This is a genomic window from Peristeroidobacter soli (assembly GCF_004138485.1).
GTDB lineage: Bacteria > Pseudomonadota > Gammaproteobacteria > Steroidobacterales > Steroidobacteraceae > Steroidobacter > Steroidobacter soli.
On record NZ_RYEV01000004.1, the window covers coordinates 411394 to 428965 of the forward strand.

Consider the following 17572-nt stretch of genomic DNA (forward strand, 5'->3'; position numbering starts at 1 on the left):
CTACCTCTAGTGCGAGCCGGGCGCGGATGGCGGGCTCAACCTGGCACGACGCGTCTGCAATGCCGTGACGTTGGTCAGCTCGGTCTGCGCAACCTCGGTCTTGCGATTCCACACCAAGTCCTGGATGCCTTCGGTCGGCCGATATTCGGCAACCGTCTGCATCAGCAGCTGGCGCGCGCGATCGCAGTCGAAGCGGCTCAACGCCAGCGACATGTCATCCAGGATCTGTTGCACCTGATGCCAGGGCAACGAATGCTCCATGGCACGCATGATCATCGAATGCTCGGTGCCGGTGACGTTGGTACCGATCAGCAGCTCTTCGAATAATTTCTCCGCCGGACGCAGTCCGGTATAGACGATCTCGATATCGCCGTCCGGATTCTCGTCATCGCGGACCGTCAGACCCATCAGGCTGATCATGCGCTTGGCGAGATCGGCAATGCGCACCGGCTTGCCCATGTCGAGCACGAAGACGTCGCCGCCCTTGCCCATCGAGCCGGCCTGCAACACCAGCTGCGCGGCTTCGGGAATGGTCATGAAGTAACGAATGACGTCCTTGTGCGTGACCGTCACCGGGCCGCCCTTGCGGATCTGTTCGCGGAACAACGGCACCACCGAGCCGGACGACTCGAGCACATTGCCGAAGCGAACCATGCAGAAACGGGTATGCACGCTCCGTGCCTGCAGCCCTTGCAATACGATCTCGGCGAAGCGCTTGGTCGCGCCCATGACATTCGTGGGGTTCACCGCCTTGTCGGTGGAGATCAGAACGAAGGTCTCGACGCGGCACTCGAGCGCGGCCTCCGCGGCGTTCCAGGTGCTGAAGACATTGTTGTAGATGCCTTCGACCACGTTCTGTTCGACGATCGGGACGTGTTTGTAAGCGGCCGCGTGGTAGATGGTCTGCACGCCGTAGATCTGCAGAATCTCCCGCATGCGATGTTTGTGATGCGCATCGCCGAGCAGGCCGACGACATTGCTGTGCAGACCTTCGCTCGCGCTCAATACCCTCAGCTCGCGCTCGATGTTGTACAGGGCGAGCTCGGACATTTCGAACAGCACCAGTTGCGCCGGCTGCAGACGGAGGATCTGGCGACACAGTTCGGAGCCGATCGAGCCGCCGGCACCCGTCACCATGACGATCTTGCCCCGGATACAGGCATCCAGCAGACGCAAGTTCGGCGGGACCGGATCGCGTCCCAGCAGATCGCCTGCATCGACGTCCCGCACATCGTCGACACGCGCATGACCGGCGAGAATCGCCCCATAGTCCGGCACCGTTTGCACCAGCAATGCCAGGGGCTCGATGGCCTTCAAAATCTCCTGGCGACGCCGGCGCGACTGCGACGGCAATGCGAGCAGCACGGCCGCGACGCCTTCATCGCGCACCAACCCCGGCAAGGCCTGCAGCGAGAACACCTCGAGACCATTGATGATGCTGCCCTGGAGCGTGGTGTTGTCGTCGATGAATGCGACCGGGCAATAACGACCGCTGCGCCGCAAGCCGGTGGACAGCTGGACGCCAGCCGCTCCGGCGCCGTAAATCACCACCCGCAGCGTGTCGTTCGACCAGCGGTAGTTCAGCAAGGCACGCACGCCAAAGCGGCTGCCGCCGACGTAGATGAGCGCGAACGCCCAATAGATCGGCAGTGCCGTGACGGGAATGAATCGCTGGGGCCACAGCGCGGCCAGCACCGACAGCAGCACCACGGAGACCGTCACACCGACGAAGACCGCCAGCACCGCCTTGGAGCCGATGTAACGGATCACTGCCCGATACAGCCCCATGCGAATGAAGATCGGCAAGCTGGTGAGCAACGCCGCCAGATAGATCCATTCGGTTCCGACCACGGACTGCAGGCTGCCCAGGCGCAGCGAGATCGCCGACCACAGCACGAACGGAATACCCACCGTATCCGCAATCAGCATCAGCAGTCGTTTCTGCGAGCGAGGCAAGCGGCCAAGCTTACCCGCAAAGTCTTCGATCCAATTCTGCACAGAATCGGTCACAACCTTCGGCTCCTTGATGGGCGATTCCTGTTACGGCGCGGCCGTCCGCGATTGCCACAATACAGCGTTTGTTATTCGCATCACGACGGCTTTCAGAAACTGCGAAGTTCCTGAGTTGAAAACGATTTTGGCAAAAATACGAGTGTAATGCACTGACGCTGGATAGCGACAGCCGGCGACTCACGGCCGGCTGTCGGTGGCGACGAGCCCGGCACTGCCGCTTGCCTGGTCCGCGGGGCACGGCAGTGTCAGGCACTGATAATTAATGCTCGCTTAATCGAGCAGCGCCGCCGGCGGCATCCAGCCGGCGCTCGATGTCCGCGAGCCTCGACTCCAATTCCTGAACGGCGTTGATCAACATGTACTGCAGCGCCTGGGGCGACATGACCCGCACGTCCTTGATCTCCTCGCCTGCCCGGATCGACACCATCTGCGGAGCGACCCGCTCCACTTCTTGAGCGATCAGTCCCACCTGCGGGCGCTCGCTGGAGAGTCCTTCCAGGCCGTTGTAGTGGAAACTCACGGGATGCAGCTGGCGCACGACCTCCAGCCCCGCCTTGAACGCGGTGATATCCTTTTTCAGGCGTTCATCGGAATAAACGTCCCACACGCCGGTCTGGTTCACGGCATTGCCATTTACCACCAGGGTCGCCGCCGGATTCGTGGCATTGATACCCACGTTACCGTAGAGCAGCGTTTCGACGATGGCCGGGCTGCCCAGCACGGCCTGGTAATCCTTGGACGTCTTGGCGCGATAGCCGATACCGATCACACCGTCGTGCTGGGCCGGCGAGCTGGGCCCGGATTGATAGCCGACCCAGGTGTTATAGCTGCCGGTGACGTTCTGATTGGCGAGGTTTTCGGTGTAACCGGACTCGCCGCCCACCCCGGTGTTGCCCATGCCGGTTTCGACCCCTGGAATGGCATCCACGCCCACCCCGGTGTTCCAGCTGCCCGTGGTGTTGGAAAAATTGGCGTCGCGGCCGATCGCAACGTTGTTGTTGCCGGTGGTGTTGGAGTAGAGCGACTGTAGTCCGACGGCGGTATTCCATTGCCCGGACTGATTCAGGTACATCGAGCTGTGGCCGATCGCGGTGTTGTCGGCACCGGCGCCGTTGGTAGCGAGGGCGACGTAGCCGATCGCCGTGTTGTGATAACCGTTGAGGTTCCCATACAGGGCATTGGTGCCGATGGCGGTGTTCTCCCAACCGGTCTGATTCAAGGACAACGTGTTCGCGCCCAAAGCGGTGTTCGCCGACGCCCAGTAGGACGGTCCGCCCGAGGGAGACATGAAATCATTGCCGGCATTCACGCCGACGAATATGTTCTGGCCGTCGGAGAGCGGATCGGCGAAGGTGCTCAGCAAGCTTTCTTGCGCCGAAACCATCGGCGGCGTCGCAAGCAGGAAAATCAGCGCCCACTTCTTCATTACGAACTCCTCCTCGAAATGTCTTCTGCCCGAACACGCCATGTCGGTCTATAGGGCCTGTGGCCGACGGCGATTGTATGCGAGGGGGTCCGTGTAATTCCTAGCTTTGTGTCACTTTCGGGTCTCAATGTGAGACGCCGTCGCTCCGTATAACCCGCAACAGGGTCAGGCAAAGAATATAAACATCGAACTTGAGCGAGCGCCGCCGCAGATATTCCTCGTCGAAGCGGACCTTGACCGGAATCGGCAGGTCGTCCCGACCGTTGACTTGAGCCCACCCGGTGAGACCCGGCACCAGCTTGTGCACACCGCAGCGGGTACGCAGCTCGATCAAGTCATGCTGGTTGAACAGCGCCGGCCGAGGCCCGACGAAGGACATGTCGCCGCGGAGAATATTCCAGAGCTGCGGCAGCTCATCGAGGCTGGTGCGGCGAATGAACGAGCCGATCGGCGTCAGAAATTGCTCCGGGTCGGTCAACAGATGAGTCGCCACGGCCGGCGTGCCGATGCGCATGCTGCGAAACTTAGGCATGCGGAAGATTTGATTGTCCCGACCGATGCGCTGCGACCAGTACAACACCGGTCCCTTGGACGTGAGCTTGACCATCAGCGCCACCAGCAGCGTGGGCACGAGCAGCACCACGCCGGCAACCACCGCCAGAAGAAGATCAGCCAGACGCTTCACGCAGAAATCCCGTCGCCGCAATGGATAGAGCATCGTCGACCGCGACTGGCGGCACCCAGTCGAGCACTTCCTTATTCTTGGCGATGCTGACCTGTAGAGATCCGCATAAACGCTGCGCCACCCCCGCGCGTCCGAGCAGCGTGGCGGCCCCGATGAGCAGCTTCGCGGGCACTGGCACGAGCCGCGCCGGGCTGCCTAGGGCATTGCCGAGACGCCGCAACAGCTCGGTGGTCGAGAGGTCCGCGCCATCCGAGGCGAGGAATGCCTGATTCGCCGCGCCGGGATGATCGATACAAACCCGGATCAAATCCAACAGATTGTCCAACGCGACCAGACTGCGACGATTGTGGATGGCGCCGAGCGGCAGGGGCACCCCCGCTTTGAGCCATTTCATCATGGCGGCAAAGTTCGCCTTGACGCCGGGACCATAGACCAGCGGCGGACGGATGATGGTGACCTCCATGCCGGTCGCGGTCGCGATCTGTCGCAACGCCTGCTCCGCTTCGAGCTTCGTGGCGCCGTATGGATCCTTCGGCGCCGGGACATCGTCGGCATGGAACGGTCGATCCAGCGGCGTTTGCTCGCCATGGACTTTGATGGAGCTGATGAAAACGAAGCGTCGGACGCCGGCCGCCGCCGCCTGCTCCGCCAGTCGGGTGGTGCCGAGCACGTTGGCTTTGCGAAATTCGAGCAGCGGATCCCGGGCCGTCTCGTTCATCACATGGACACGGGCGGCCGTATGCACGACAGCGCGCGCGCCTCGCAGCGCCTTCGACCAGTCGGTCTCGGCGCTCAAATCACCGACGGGAATGAGATTGGCGTCGCCGGATCCGCCGGCAGTGGCGTTGCGAACAGCGCCACTGACGCTCACACCGGGCTCCCTTGCGAGTCGGCGCAGCAGCGCCGAGCCGACGAACCCGTTCGCGCCGGTGATCAGGATCACGACTGCACCTGCTTTCGTGCCACCGACCTCGCCTCGGTCGACGGCACGGATTCGGTATCGCGGCCCGCCAGTCCCGCAATGATTTGATTGACCGCGGTCCGCGGCGAAAACATGAGCTCGCTCAATTCGCGTCCCCGCCGGCTCATCGCCGGGCCCCGTTCCTGGTCATCGACCATCGACTCGGCAATCGCGCTCAGCTCGCCGGCGAGCTCGCCGACGTACACGCGGCCGACCGCCTCGCGTTCGATGAGATCGACGATGTCGGTACCGGCACTCACCCGCGCGAGCACCGGCAAGCCGCATTGCACGTAAGTGAGAAACTTTCCCGGGACGTTGTGAGTCTTGTGCCGTGGGTCCAGCGCCAGCAATCCAATGTGAGCCTGCGCCAGCAACCCGGGCATCTCCCGCGAATCGATCTCGCTATGGAACAGGATGTTGTCCAGCTTGCGTGCCTGGGCCAGGGCGCTCAAGCGTTCCGCATCGGTGCCGCGCCCGACGAACAGGAACCCGATGTCCTTGCGACGCTGCAGCTGTTCGGCCACGTCGATGAAGATATCCAGGCCCTGCGCCACGCCCATGTTGCCGATGTACAGCAGGATCTTGCGGCCGGCGAGCGCGGTACGCTGGACATCGATACTGCAGCCGATGTCCGGCGCCGGGGCGAGCCAGTTCTGCAGGACTTCGAGCCGCCTGCGCGGCGGCTGTGCCCAGTACCGCAGATACGCCAGATTCGACGGCGACTGCACGCCGATCACGTCGGCCATCCGATACTGATAACGAGCGACGCACTTGAAGAAGTAATACGCCGGCCCCTTGCGCAACAGCTGCAGATCGAGCGCCCACTCCGGAAAGATGTCGCGCAGGATCAGATACGAGCGGCATTTCGAGGCCGCCTTCAAGGCATGAATCAGCGGTCCGAAAAAGATGGTCGGCGAATACCAGACCACGCCGTCCCAGCGGGTCCGGTGCCAGGGGCTGCGGCGCAGGCTTTTGAGCATCGCGAACGGCAACCAGGCTTCGCCGAGCGCGCGCCGGAAATAGCCGGTCCCACGAGTGCGCGGCGCCGCCAGCCGGATCACCTCGATTCCGTCCAGGGATTCCCGCGCCCAGGCCGTCGGCAATGCTTCCGACGGTACCAGGACGATGGGCTCGTGCCCCTGCGACTTCAGCTCCTGGGCCAGGTCTCGCAACTGCACCGCCGCTGACGAACGCAGCGGCGGGTAGTCCGTGGAGATCAATGCGATGCGCACTATCGACTCGAGTGCGGCCGGCGCGCCGCGCTTAAAAGAAGTTGGTGATCTGACTACGGATCGCGTTAACGACGACTGAAGACGGCGAGAAATTTTCCTCCAGCTCATAGCGCGCCATCCAGGGCTGACTGACGGCGGTGATCACCGACTCGACGATGTTGTCGACCTCCATGCCGGACACGATGGTCGCGCCGCTCTCCACGGTCTCGATGCGCTCGGTCGCCATGCGCAGGCTGACGTTCGGTACCTTATAGAACAGCCCTTCCTCGGCTGCGGTGCCCGAGTCGGACAGCACGCAATAGGCTTCTTTCAACAAATGATTGAAGTCATAAAAGCCCAGCGGCGCCATGATACGTACCTGTTCGGACACCTGGATGGCGCTCAGCTTGCTCTTGGTGCGCGGATGCATCGGGTAGATCACGGGACGCTTGAAGTGCGCGGCGAGCCGGTCCATGGCCTGGAAGATGCGGCCGAGATACTCCGGATTGTCGACGTTCTCGCTACGATGCGCGGTCACCAGGATGTAGCCCTTGGACTCGAGCCCGAGGGTCTTGAGGATGTTGCTGGCCTCGATCTGCGGCGCGAACGCGCGCATGGCTTCGAACGTGGTGTTGCCCGTGACGATGATCTTCGAGGGATGAATGTTCTCCCGGATCAGGTTCTCGCGGTGATACTGGTTGTACGGCAACAGCACGTTGCTGATGTGATCGATCAGAATGCGGTTACGCTGCTCCGGCATGCGACGGTCGTAGGCGCGCAACCCCGCCTCCATGTGGAAGATCTTGATGCCGCGATGCGCGGCGGGCAGCACCGACAGGCCGCTGTACGTGTCGCCCAGAATCAACAGCGCATCGGGCTTGACAGCCGCCATCAGATCGTCCGACTTGCGGATGACATCGGCCACTTCCTTGCCATAGCTCGTGGTGTCGATGCCCATCTCGTAGTCGGGCTTGCGCAGTTGCAGGTCCTTGAAAAAGAACTCGCGCAGCTCGGGCGTGAAGTTCTGCCCGGTGTGCACCATGATGTGCTCGAAATTCAGCGCGTCGAGTTTCTTCAACGTCGCCCACATCTTGATCATCTCGGGCCGGGTCCCGAAAATCGACATCACCTTCATCGTTGACTCCGCAAGTTGAATTGGCTGCCCGCGGCGTCCATCAGGCCGGCCGCGCGGAATGGATGCTGACGCGCGGCAACGGCAGAATCATGCTGCCGCCGGCGTTCAGATAATCGGCGTTGCGCCGACGAATCTCTTCGAAGAAGCTCCACGCGAACACCAGCAGATGATCGGGAGCATCGGGCTGCTCGAGCACCTTGCTCGAGTGGATCTGGAAGTGCGAGCCCGGCGTGTAGAAGCCCGTCTTGGCGGGCGCGTCGTCGATCATGTAATCCAGCTGTTGGTGATTGATGCCGCAGTACTGAATCATCGTGTTCGCGCGTCCCGAGGCGCCGTAGCCGGCGATCCGGTGTCCCTCGCTCCGCAACCGGTCGAGCAGCGCGCACAGCTCGTCCTTGTGAGCGGCCACGCTCCTGGAAAACAAACGGAATGTTTCGTATCGATCGAATCCCTGGGCCAGCTCGCGCCGCTTGAGCTCGCGCACCGCCTCGCTCTCCTGCCGGGCATGTTTACTGCCCTTCTTGCAGACATAGAAGCGCATCGAGCCGGCGTGGATGGGCACCGGCTTCACATCGAATACGGTCATGTCGTAACGATCGAAGTGCGCCAGCGCCGACAGCAGCGAATAGTAATAGAGATGCTCGTGGTAGACCATGTCGTACTGCATCTCGTCGATCACCTTGCCAAGGTAATGAACCTCGAACACGAACACGCCGTCGTCCTTGAGCACCTGGCTGATGGCCCGGGTGATGCCTTGAATGTCCGGAATGTGCGCGTAGACATTGTTGGCCATCACCATGTCGAGCTTGCCGTGCTCGGCAACGATCCGTTGCGCGACCGCTTCGCCGAAGAAATCGTTGACGATGCGCACGCGAGCGTCGTCGATCGTGGACACGACGTTGGTGGCGGGATCGACGCCGATCACCGTGCGGATGCCCTGATCCGCCAACGGTCGCAGCAGCACGCCGTCGTTGCAGCCGAACTCCAGCACGCTGGCGTTCGGCGCGTCCAGAAAGCGAGCGGTCACTTCCGCGGCGTACTGCTTGAAGTGGTCGCGCAGCGTGCCGATCGAGGAAGAGAAATAGAAATAGTCGTGGAACAGCACCTCGGCGGGCACCTTATCGACCACCTGGACCGCGAAGCATTCCTCGCAGAAGAACAGACGCAGCGGAAAGAAACGTTCGTCGGCGAAGCGCTCGGGCTTGAGAAAGCCGCCCGCCAGCGCAACGTCGCCGAAATCCATGATCAGGTGCATCTTCCGGCTGTCGCAGAACGCGCAGACCGGAACCGTATCCCGACGCAGGCGCGCGGCCTCCGCCAGCGACGACTCGGAGCGATGCGACGTCGCCATGCCCCCGCTCATGCATTCCTCCAGCCACGCAACTCGCGCTGGATGTAATCCAGCTTGAGCAGCAGCTCCTTCACCTGCGCGACGTTCAAGCGCTCGGTGTTGTGCGAAGTGTAGTCGTCGGCCATTGTGATCTGCTCGGTGCCATCGGTGAAATACATGGCGTAGTTCAAATCGCGGCTGTCGGCGGGAATGCGGAAATACCGGTCCATGTTCTGCACTCTGGCCATCTCTTCGCGCGACACCAGGGATTCATAGAGTTTTTCGCCGTGGCGCGTGCCCACGATGCGCACCGGCACGTCGCGCTGGAAAATCTCCTTCAGCGCCTGCACCAGGTCGGCGATCGTGGAGGCCGGTGCCTTCTGCACGAAAATATCGCCTTGCTTGCCGTGCTCGAAGGCATGCAGCACCAAGTCGACGGACTCATCGAGCGACATCAGGAACCGGGTCATGGTCGGATCGGTCACGGTCAGCGGCTTGCCTTCCTTCAGCTGCTGCACGAACAGCGGGATGACCGAGCCGCGGGACGCCATCACGTTGCCGTAACGGGTCGCGCACAACAGCGTCTCCTCATCGGTCAAGGTGCGCGCCTTCGCCACCATCACCTTCTCCATCAACGCCTTGGTCTGACCCATGGCGTTGATGGGGTAGACCGCCTTGTCGGTGCTCAACACCACCACCTTCTGGACGTTGTTGGCGACCGCCGCGGCCATGACGTTCTCCGCGCCGAGAATATTGGTGCGCACGGCCTCCAGCGGATAGAACTCGCACGAGGGCACCTGTTTGAGCGCCGCGGCGTGAAACACGCAGTGAACGCCCTTGAGCGCCTGATGAATGCTGTCGTAATTGCGAACATCGCCGATATAGAACTTGAGCTTGGCGTTGTTCAGCTCGGTGCGCATCTCCTCCTGCTTCTTCTCGTCGCGGCTGAAGATACGAATCTCGCTCACGTCGGTCGCCAGGAACCGCTTCAGCACTTGCTGGCCGAAGGAGCCCGTGCCGCCGGTGATCGCGACAATCTTGTTCTTGAACATCACTGCCTCGCTAGGCCGAATCTGTATTCATACATTTCATGTACCAGCGCCGGCCACTGCGCGGGCTGATATCCCGTGGCCGCCGCGAAGCGCGCCGCATTCAGCGAGCGATCCATGACCACCCGCTCGTCGGGCAGCAGTTCGATCTGCTTGCCGTACTCACGCGCCACGAGCGCGAGCAAATCGAACTTCGAGATGGGGTGACTCGCCACGTGATAGATACCGGAGAGCTCCGGTCTGGGTAACACCACATCGCGCACGATCCGCCCCAGCACGACGGTGGGGAACCCGGAGAAAATGGCGCGGCTATAACATCGGCACTGGTCTTTCTGTCTCAGGAACCATTCCAGCAGCCCGGCCTCGCCCTGCAGCTCCGGACCGATGATGGAGGTCCTGAGCGTGATCGCATGGGACTCGTGCACTTCGCCGAGCACCTTGGCCGTGCCGTACAAATCAGCGGCATCGGGCAGATCGGTCTCGACGTAGCCGCCCCGCCGACCGGAGAACACACCATCCGAGCTGATCTGCACCAGTCGAGCTCCGCTCGCCTTGCACAGATGCGACAGCAGCTGCGGCAACAATCCATAGATTTCGATGGAGCGCAGCGGATCCGCGGGCGCGGGACGCCCAGGCGCGACGCAATTGATGACGACGCCCGGCTGCGCTCGATCGAACAGCTCGCGCAGCCGTGACCGATCCAGAAGATCGTCGACGACGACCAGTCGCGCGGCCAGCGCGGGCGTGAAGAAGTCCCGCGTGCGCGCGTCGCGGATGGACCCATACACAGCGGTCGAGGACGCTTCGCTCAGCACGCGAAACATCGCGTTGCCGAGCAGCCCAGAGGCACCGAGTATCAGCACACTCACGTTGCGTGCCCTCTCAAGCCCCGGGCAGATGGTTGCGGATGAGCTGATCGCGCTGGGCGGCACTGGGGTAATTGATGAGCACCGCCCGATAGGCGCCTTTGAACACGAACAGACTGCCCGCGGCCGCACCGATCACACCGAATTTGCCGATCAACTGCGCGATGTCCTCGAGCGAGCCGGCGCCGCCGAGCACGCTGAGCGGCACATCGACCGCCTCGCGCACCTGACTCACCATGGTCAGGTCGTAGCCCTTCATGCGGCCGTCGTTGTCGATCGAATTGATCACGATCTCGCCGACGCCGAGGCGCTGCAGCTCGCTGGCGAACTCCGGCGCGGTCTTGCCGGTGTTCACGGTGCCATTGTGAGTCCACACCTCGTAGCGCGAGCTGAGTCGTTTCTTTTTCAGATCGAGCACGGCCACGACACTTTGACTGCCGATCTCCTCGGCCATCGCCACGACCAGGTTGGGATTCTCGACCAGCGCGGCGCTCACCGCGACTTTTTCCACGCCCAGCCCGATGATGGTCTTGGCATGCTCGGCCGACTTCACGCCGCCGCCATAACACAGCGGCATGCGGCATTCGACCGCCAGTTGCTGAATCATCTTGTAGTCCGGGCCGTTGCCCTGCACCGTCGCATCGATGTCCAGCACGACCAACTCGTCGACTTCCTTTTCATTGAAGATCTTCACCGCGTTGATCGGGTCGCCGACGTATTTCGGATCGCCGAAGCCGACGGTCTTCACCAGGCCTTTGTTGCTGACCAACAGACAGGCAATGATTCGTGGGCGCAGCACCGTTACAGCTCCGCGAAATTCTGCAGCAGCCGGACCCCGAAGCGATGGCTCTTCTCGGGATGGAATTGCACCCCATAGATGCTTCCGGCTTGTACGGCACAGGCGAAGTTGCCGGGGTAGTCGCTGGTGGCGAGCACGTTCTGCGGCTGCGCGCACTGGAAATAATAAGAATGCAGAAAGTAGAAGCGCGCGTCGGTCTGCAAGCCGGCGAACAGGCTCGACTCGCGCTCGGGGCGCACGTCGTTCCAGCCCATGTGCGGCAATCGCACCGGCTGCCCGGAGGTCGTGGTGTCGATCTTTTTCACGACGCCATCGATCCAGGACAACCCGGACAGGCGGCCTTCGTCGCTCGATTTGCCCAGGATCTGCATGCCCACGCACACGCCGAGCAGGGGCACCTGGTTCGACAGCACCACTTCATCGAGCGCCTCGCGCATGCCCGAGGCATTCAACAGCTCCATGGCGTGATCGAACGCCCCCACGCCCGGCAATATCAGTTTCGTGGCCTCGCGTACCTGCGCGGCCGTACGCACGACCGCGACTGGCACGTGCAGCCGCTTGTAGACATTGGCGAACGCCAGGATGTTGCCCAGACCGTAGTCAATGATTCCGATCATCGGAAGATTCTGTTCTCGATACCGAGCAGGTTCGACAGGCGGGCTCCCAGCGTAATCAGAAAGTAATTGTTCTTATAGTCGCTGTAGCGCTTGTTCGGGCCCTTCAGGATGGCCTCGAATTCCTCCACCGTCCAGCCGAGCTTGGTGGCGACGTATTCGAATTCCTGCGCCATGGTCTGCTCGTCGAGCTCCGGACGCGAGATGCGTTCGAGCGCCTGCTCGCGCGTCAGCTGGCCGGTCAGCACTTCGCTCGACAGATACGCCCGGCGCTTGTCATAGCCGAATTTCTTGACCGTCCAGAACGATTCGAAAAAGCGCGTGAACCGCGACTCGTAATGCTTTTGCGGATAGGGCTGCCAACCGAAGCGCTCCTGCAGCTCGCGGATCGCATCCTGTTTGATGTACGGCACGGAGTCGAGCAGCTTGATGACCCGGATACCCTTGATCCAGCGGTAATAGGTCTTGTACTTGAGAATGTCGCAGGTCGGAAAGGTCTTCAGCGGCCGCGTGCCGAAACGGCGATGGATGTCGCGCACGTGACGCATGTCGGTGGAGAAGTAGGTCCACTCCAGCGATTCGCGGACACACTCGGTGGAGTTGTTGCCGCCGGTGATGACGTATTTGAAATCGTTCTTGGCGGCGAAGTTATAAATCGCCGAGAACAGCGCCAGGTCCTGCGGCGTGTCGACGAACGGCACCTGGGACTTGAAGAAGGCACGCTGCAGATCCTTCATCTCCTCCCAGTTGACCACCTCGGTGACCAGATCCAGGTTGAGTCCCTCGATGATCTTCTGGATGTTGCTGACGCCCAGGTCCGAGTTCCAGCCGGCGTCGCAATGGAACAGCAGCGGCCGCAGGCCGAATTTCTCCTTCGCCACATAGGTGACGTAGGAGCTGTCCAGACCGCCGCTGATACCGATCAGGCAGTCGTGATCGCGGCCCCGCCCGTCGCGCTTGATCTTCTCGATCAGCGGCATGATCTCGCGAATGCCCTGCTCGCCCGGGTGCCAGTTGGGTTTGATGTTCTGGTGAAAATTGCGACAAAAATCGCACCAGCCTCGCTCATCGAAGGTGATGGTGGAGTCGCTGGTGTCCATGATGCAGTTGGAGCAGATCTGATAGGAACGTTTGCTCATGATGACCATTGTTGACTGAAGACACTGCGCCTGGTGCTGACCGGGCAAAGTGCCGCCCGCATCGAAGAAGGTCGTGGACGCAGGCAATGGCGCCCCCGCCCCGCCGCACCTGGGGGCGAGAACGACCGATACTCGCAACTAAACGCGCTAAAGGAACTTAGGGCCGGCACCGCGTCCGTCCGTGGCAGGCGCTCGAGGCTGACGCCGTGATATGCAGATTCCCGTCCAGCTCTCGTCACCTGTCGCTCGTTCCCGCCGCTCACAAGCCCTGCCGCCCGGTCCGGCACCCTGCCAGACATATGGGTAAGTATATAGCCGGCAGTCTTGCTACACCACGCAGGACCCTAAACGGCCTCAAGTTTTTCTTCCCGTTCGGCCCAGCAGACCGTCGCGAAGCGCGGCGGCATAGGCCGTCAGATAGGCGCCGCGGCCAGGAACCAGCAACAGCAGCAGTAACCGGTTCATCCACACCGACAGGATCTCGCGCCAAGCGAACAATGCCGGCACATGCGGACGGCGCAACAGCAGAAAACAGTTGCGCAGCTGGTAATAACAACGGATCGGCACATGAACGAACACGGTCAGCCTGCCCAGTTGCACCGGCCGTAGCCCGACCGAGTGCCGCATCACCGCGCCCGGTACGACCTCGATGGGAATGTCCTTGCCCCGGCAGCGCAGACACCATTCGGTGTCGACATAGTCGATGAACAGATCCTCATCGAGCAGCCCCGCCCGATCGAAAACTGCCAGGGTGGCCGCGGTACCCGACGCGATGACGATGTCCACCGGCTGGGGGGCGCTCGCGTCCCCGAGATACGCCGGGGTCGGCAAGCCGTGCCTGCTCAGACGAATCGACGGCAGCTCGCGGCCGCTGGCAGCATCGAAATAAACGGGCGCGGCGATCCGGGCCCCGCCCCTGGCCAGCGGCGCGACCAGCCGCTGCAGAAAATCCGCCTCGAGCGTCGAGTCCTGATCGAAGAAAACGACCACGTCCGTACCCAACGCGCGAGCGCGGGCGACGCCTACGTTCTGGGCATGGGCGATCCCGGTGTTCTCGCCCAGCGCCGCGATCGTGCAACCGGCCAGTGCCGCTCGCTCCGCCAGACGGCTCGGCACGGAGTTGTCGACCAGAATGACGTGGGCACCCGCCGCGGCCAGCTGCTGGCAGGTGCGCTCCAGCGCCGCCAGATCGGGGTTGTAACAAACGACGATCGCGGAGATCTTCAAAGCGGTCTCGAGCGCCCTAGCCGGCGCGCGTCTGCAGCTGATAATAGATATCCCAGAGCCAGGGAATCTGAGTACGCAGCGGCGTTTTGTTTGCTAACTCGAGCAGCCGCACCCGCGGCGACTGACTGAGCCGACCGGCCATGCCCGGCGCCTCCCGCGCGAGCGACGCCTCGATCCGTGCCAGCACGCTGGGCTCGATTCGGCGACGATTACGGCAGGCATCGATCAGCGCGTACAGATACGCGTTCTGGTGTCGATTCAGCACGAACCCCGCCTGCAGTTGCTCCGCCACCGCCCGCGACTCCGGATCGCGCTGCGTGAAGCCACGCAGGAACTCCAGGAATTGGTTGAGTCCGAGCAACATGGACGGCCAGGCCGACGGTAGCGATGCGGACTCGCTCTTGGGATGGATGCGGACCGAAAACGCCTCCCTGTCATCGGAGGCTTTGTAGCCGCGACCGGCCAGCGAGAGCCACAACGCATCGTCCGCGTAGAACAGTCGCTCGAAGCCCGGAATGCCGCCGAGCTCGTCGTAATCGCTCGAGCGCATCACATGACCGGTACCGAACACTTCGCGCTCCAGACGAAAGCGCGCGGCCAGATACTGCGCGGCCGTTTCCCGGTGCGGTACCGGCTTGCAGCTGCGAATGGTCGCGCCTTCGGCATTGATCAAACGCGATCCGGTCTGGAACAGGGTCGCCTGCGGATGCGCTTCGATCAAGGCATCGATGGTCGCGAGAAAATGCGCATCGAACAGATCGTCGTGGCCGATCAAGGTCATGTATTCGAGCTTGGGCTGTGTTTTGATTCGAGCCCAACTCGCCACGATCGACAGCGACTCGCTCGAGCTCACCAGCCGGATGCGTTGGTCGCGCAGCGAGCGCAGATAGTCGACCGTGCCATCGGTACTCTGATTGTCGAGAATGGTGAGCTCGAAGTGCGGATAGGACTGCGCGAGGATGCTCTCGACGCACTCCTGCACATACGGCCAGCCGTTGCGCACCGGCAGGAAGATGCTGTACCCCCTCACGATCGCGCTCCCGCTGCCGCCATCTCTCGCCTACCCTCGATCATGAATAAATTCGCCAGGACTACCGACAAGATCAGGATACCCATGGAAGAAAACAGATTCGGATTGGACAAACACATCAGCAGATAGAAGGCGTAGCCGACCACGATGTTCTTCTGCTCGAAGTCGCGGTTCATCACGAACGCGTACACGATCGGGAACGCCAGCAGCAGACACATGAGCAGCGCGCCGAAGATGCCGAAATTGCGGATCAGCTCCAGATAGGTCAGCTCGCTGGTGAAGAACGAGGTGCCCTTGGCGGTCCAATAGCGATAGGCGCCGAGACCTTCGCCGAACAACAGTCCCATGGTGTCGCCGAAGAAATCGCTGTAGTCGTTCAGCAACGCGAGCTTCACGCTGTTGGAGAACTCGCGCGGGTCGAGCAGCACCTCGATCTGGGTGGAAAATACCACGATCAGCCCGAATACGACCGCGACCGTCAGCACCGCGTTGATGGTTTTGTTCTTGGAATAGAGGAAGTACAGCGCAATCGGCAGCATGACCGACACAGCAAGGTTGTTACGCGTGCCGGCCAGCATCATCGCCCCCGCGTTGAGCAGCGTCAGCAGCGTGTATTTCAAACGCGCGCCGCCAGTGGCGACCCTGGCGGAATAGAAGTAATGCGCGATGGCGAATGCCAGCATCGGCGAAGTGACGAAGTAGACCTGCAGCATCACCAGGCCGTCGCCGTAGTCGCGCCGATCGACCAGCACGGTGCCGGAAACCTCGCCGAACAGATACAGCGCGCCATAGAAATCCGGCTGGAACGTCACGGTGAGATAGACCACGATGATCACCACCGACAGCAGCGACAGCACCCGCGACAGCGCCGACATCAGATCGATCCGGTTAATGAACAGCAGCGCGCTCAATGTAATGAGCAAATATCCCTTGAACAGCTGAAAGCCTTCGAAGGGCGTGCCGCCATCGATGAACCAGTAGCGCGCGATGGATAGCAGCGGCACTGCTACGAATATCAGCACGTAGATCAACAAGCCGATGTGCACCGAGCAGCGCTCCCGGCTCGCCGCGCACAGCACGATGGAGATGAACCAGGCCAGGACGAACAGCTGCACTTTGGCGCCGAGCAGTTTGTCAGCAGGATCGAACACGCACGACAGCAGGAACAGCACCAGCACCGGCATCAGGATCTTTTGCGACACCGAATATCGGCGCCCGCCCGAGCGAACGCTCGCGGTCTCCGGAATGCCGCTGACAGTCGCCTGCGTCAAGGCTCACCCCAGAACGCCATCGGCTCGTAGTCGGGGTAGGGATAGAAACCGAGATTCAGCTCGATGTTCCAGCCGTGCTCCGCGATCCAGCCTTCCACCAGCGAGCGCACGGACACCGGTCGGCCCGAGCAGATGTTCGTGACGCCGCGATCGTTGTCGCCGAGCGCAATCTCGACCAATTGGCGCGCGACTTCGCTCACCGGCAAATAATCCCGCAACTGTTCGCCGCCCGACATGTTGAATACGGTCGCGCCCTCGCCCACCGCGCGTTGTAACTGCGACCAGAGCGATTTCTCTCCCTGCCCCTCGCCATAAAAATAGAACAAGCGCGCCCAGGTGAGATTGAACGGCTGCGTCCGCTGCAAACTCTGCAGCTGCTTGCGCAGACAATCCTTCGCCAGCCCGTAGGGATTGTCGGGATGCGTGTCGCGCGAGGCGGCCAGCGGACCGGACTGCATGCCATATTCGAAGCAGGTCCCGGTCACCACCATCGCCAGCAGTCCCTGGCGCACCAGTGAGCTAAGAAACGCATAGTGCGAGGGCAGCTCGATCTCAAAGTGATGCAGCGAGCGATAATTCGGCAACCCGCCCCACGCCAGATGCAGCAGCACGTCTGGTTTGCCTAGCAACTCGTAGCTGTTGGCGGGGGGCCGAGTCAGATCCAGTTCGACCCAACGCAGCTTCGGCAGCACTTGCTGCCTCGCGTGTGCGGTCCGGGTCGTCGCAACCACGTCGACGTCGCGCCGGGCCAACTCGTTCAACACGTGTCGACCGACAAACCCTCCAGCGCCCGTCACTGCGATCCTCATCGGGCCC

At 62.0% G+C, this 17572-nt stretch carries 16 protein-coding genes; all 16 read right to left on the minus strand.

The features are described from left to right. Positions 1-6: 6 nt before the first annotated feature. Complete coding sequence (locus tag EKO19_RS17535; RefSeq protein ID WP_217705422.1) at positions 7-2010, minus strand: polysaccharide biosynthesis protein; 2004 nt, start codon at positions 2008-2010, stop codon at positions 7-9. Between the two features lie 262 nt (positions 2011-2272). Then, positions 2273-3439 (minus strand): tail fiber domain-containing protein, encoded by a 1167-nt coding sequence (locus EKO19_RS17540; protein WP_157995308.1) that lies wholly within the window; start codon positions 3437-3439, stop codon positions 2273-2275. Positions 3440-3563: 124 nt separating this feature from the next. Beyond that, positions 3564-4124, minus strand: a complete 561-nt coding sequence (locus tag EKO19_RS17545) for a sugar transferase (RefSeq protein ID WP_129777754.1) — start codon at positions 4122-4124, stop codon at positions 3564-3566. Further along, positions 4108-5067 (minus strand): UDP-glucose 4-epimerase family protein, encoded by a 960-nt coding sequence (locus EKO19_RS17550; protein ID WP_129777755.1) that lies wholly within the window; start codon positions 5065-5067, stop codon positions 4108-4110. Before EKO19_RS17550 ends, EKO19_RS17545 begins: the two co-directional genes overlap by 17 nt. Then, positions 5064-6317, minus strand: a complete 1254-nt coding sequence (locus tag EKO19_RS17555) for a glycosyltransferase family 4 protein (RefSeq protein WP_129777756.1) — start codon at positions 6315-6317, stop codon at positions 5064-5066. The genes EKO19_RS17550 and EKO19_RS17555 overlap by 4 nt, the downstream gene beginning before the upstream one ends. A 31-nt stretch (positions 6318-6348) precedes the next feature. Continuing rightward, positions 6349-7431: a non-hydrolyzing UDP-N-acetylglucosamine 2-epimerase gene (wecB, locus tag EKO19_RS17560; RefSeq protein ID WP_129777757.1), complete on the minus strand. Its 1083-nt coding sequence runs from the start codon at positions 7429-7431 to the stop codon at positions 6349-6351. A gap of 40 nt (positions 7432-7471) precedes the next feature. After that, positions 7472-8794 (minus strand): class I SAM-dependent methyltransferase, encoded by a 1323-nt coding sequence (locus EKO19_RS17565; RefSeq protein ID WP_129777758.1) that lies wholly within the window; start codon positions 8792-8794, stop codon positions 7472-7474. Further along, positions 8791-9813, minus strand: a complete 1023-nt coding sequence (locus EKO19_RS17570; RefSeq protein ID WP_129777759.1) for a polysaccharide biosynthesis protein — start codon at positions 9811-9813, stop codon at positions 8791-8793. The genes EKO19_RS17565 and EKO19_RS17570 overlap by 4 nt, the downstream gene beginning before the upstream one ends. Beyond that, positions 9813-10679: a dTDP-4-dehydrorhamnose reductase family protein gene (locus tag EKO19_RS17575; protein ID WP_129777760.1), complete on the minus strand. Its 867-nt coding sequence runs from the start codon at positions 10677-10679 to the stop codon at positions 9813-9815. Before EKO19_RS17575 ends, EKO19_RS17570 begins: the two co-directional genes overlap by 1 nt. Positions 10680-10692: 13 nt before the next feature. Further along, positions 10693-11475: an AglZ/HisF2 family acetamidino modification protein gene (locus tag EKO19_RS17580; protein ID WP_129777761.1), complete on the minus strand. Its 783-nt coding sequence runs from the start codon at positions 11473-11475 to the stop codon at positions 10693-10695. Positions 11476-11477: 2 nt separating this feature from the next. Next, on the minus strand, positions 11478-12092 hold the full coding sequence (gene hisH, locus EKO19_RS17585) for an imidazole glycerol phosphate synthase subunit HisH (RefSeq protein WP_129777762.1): 615 nt from the start codon (positions 12090-12092) through the stop codon (positions 11478-11480). Then, entirely contained in the window at positions 12089-13228 is a 1140-nt protein-coding gene (locus EKO19_RS17590) for an N-acetyl sugar amidotransferase (RefSeq protein ID WP_129777763.1), read from the minus strand. The genes hisH and EKO19_RS17590 overlap by 4 nt, the downstream gene beginning before the upstream one ends. Positions 13229-13582: 354 nt before the next feature. Continuing rightward, positions 13583-14455, minus strand: coding sequence for a glycosyltransferase family 2 protein (locus tag EKO19_RS17595; RefSeq protein ID WP_157995309.1), 873 nt, complete (start codon positions 14453-14455; stop codon positions 13583-13585). A 16-nt stretch (positions 14456-14471) separates the two neighbouring features. After that, on the minus strand, positions 14472-15485 hold the full coding sequence (locus EKO19_RS17600) for a glycosyltransferase family 2 protein (RefSeq protein ID WP_157995310.1): 1014 nt from the start codon (positions 15483-15485) through the stop codon (positions 14472-14474). Continuing rightward, positions 15482-16756 (minus strand): hypothetical protein, encoded by a 1275-nt coding sequence (locus tag EKO19_RS17605; protein WP_129777766.1) that lies wholly within the window; start codon positions 16754-16756, stop codon positions 15482-15484. The genes EKO19_RS17600 and EKO19_RS17605 overlap by 4 nt, the downstream gene beginning before the upstream one ends. Beyond that, positions 16753-17565: an NAD-dependent epimerase/dehydratase family protein gene (locus EKO19_RS17610; RefSeq protein WP_129777767.1), complete on the minus strand. Its 813-nt coding sequence runs from the start codon at positions 17563-17565 to the stop codon at positions 16753-16755. The genes EKO19_RS17605 and EKO19_RS17610 overlap by 4 nt, the downstream gene beginning before the upstream one ends. Positions 17566-17572 lie beyond the last annotated feature (7 nt).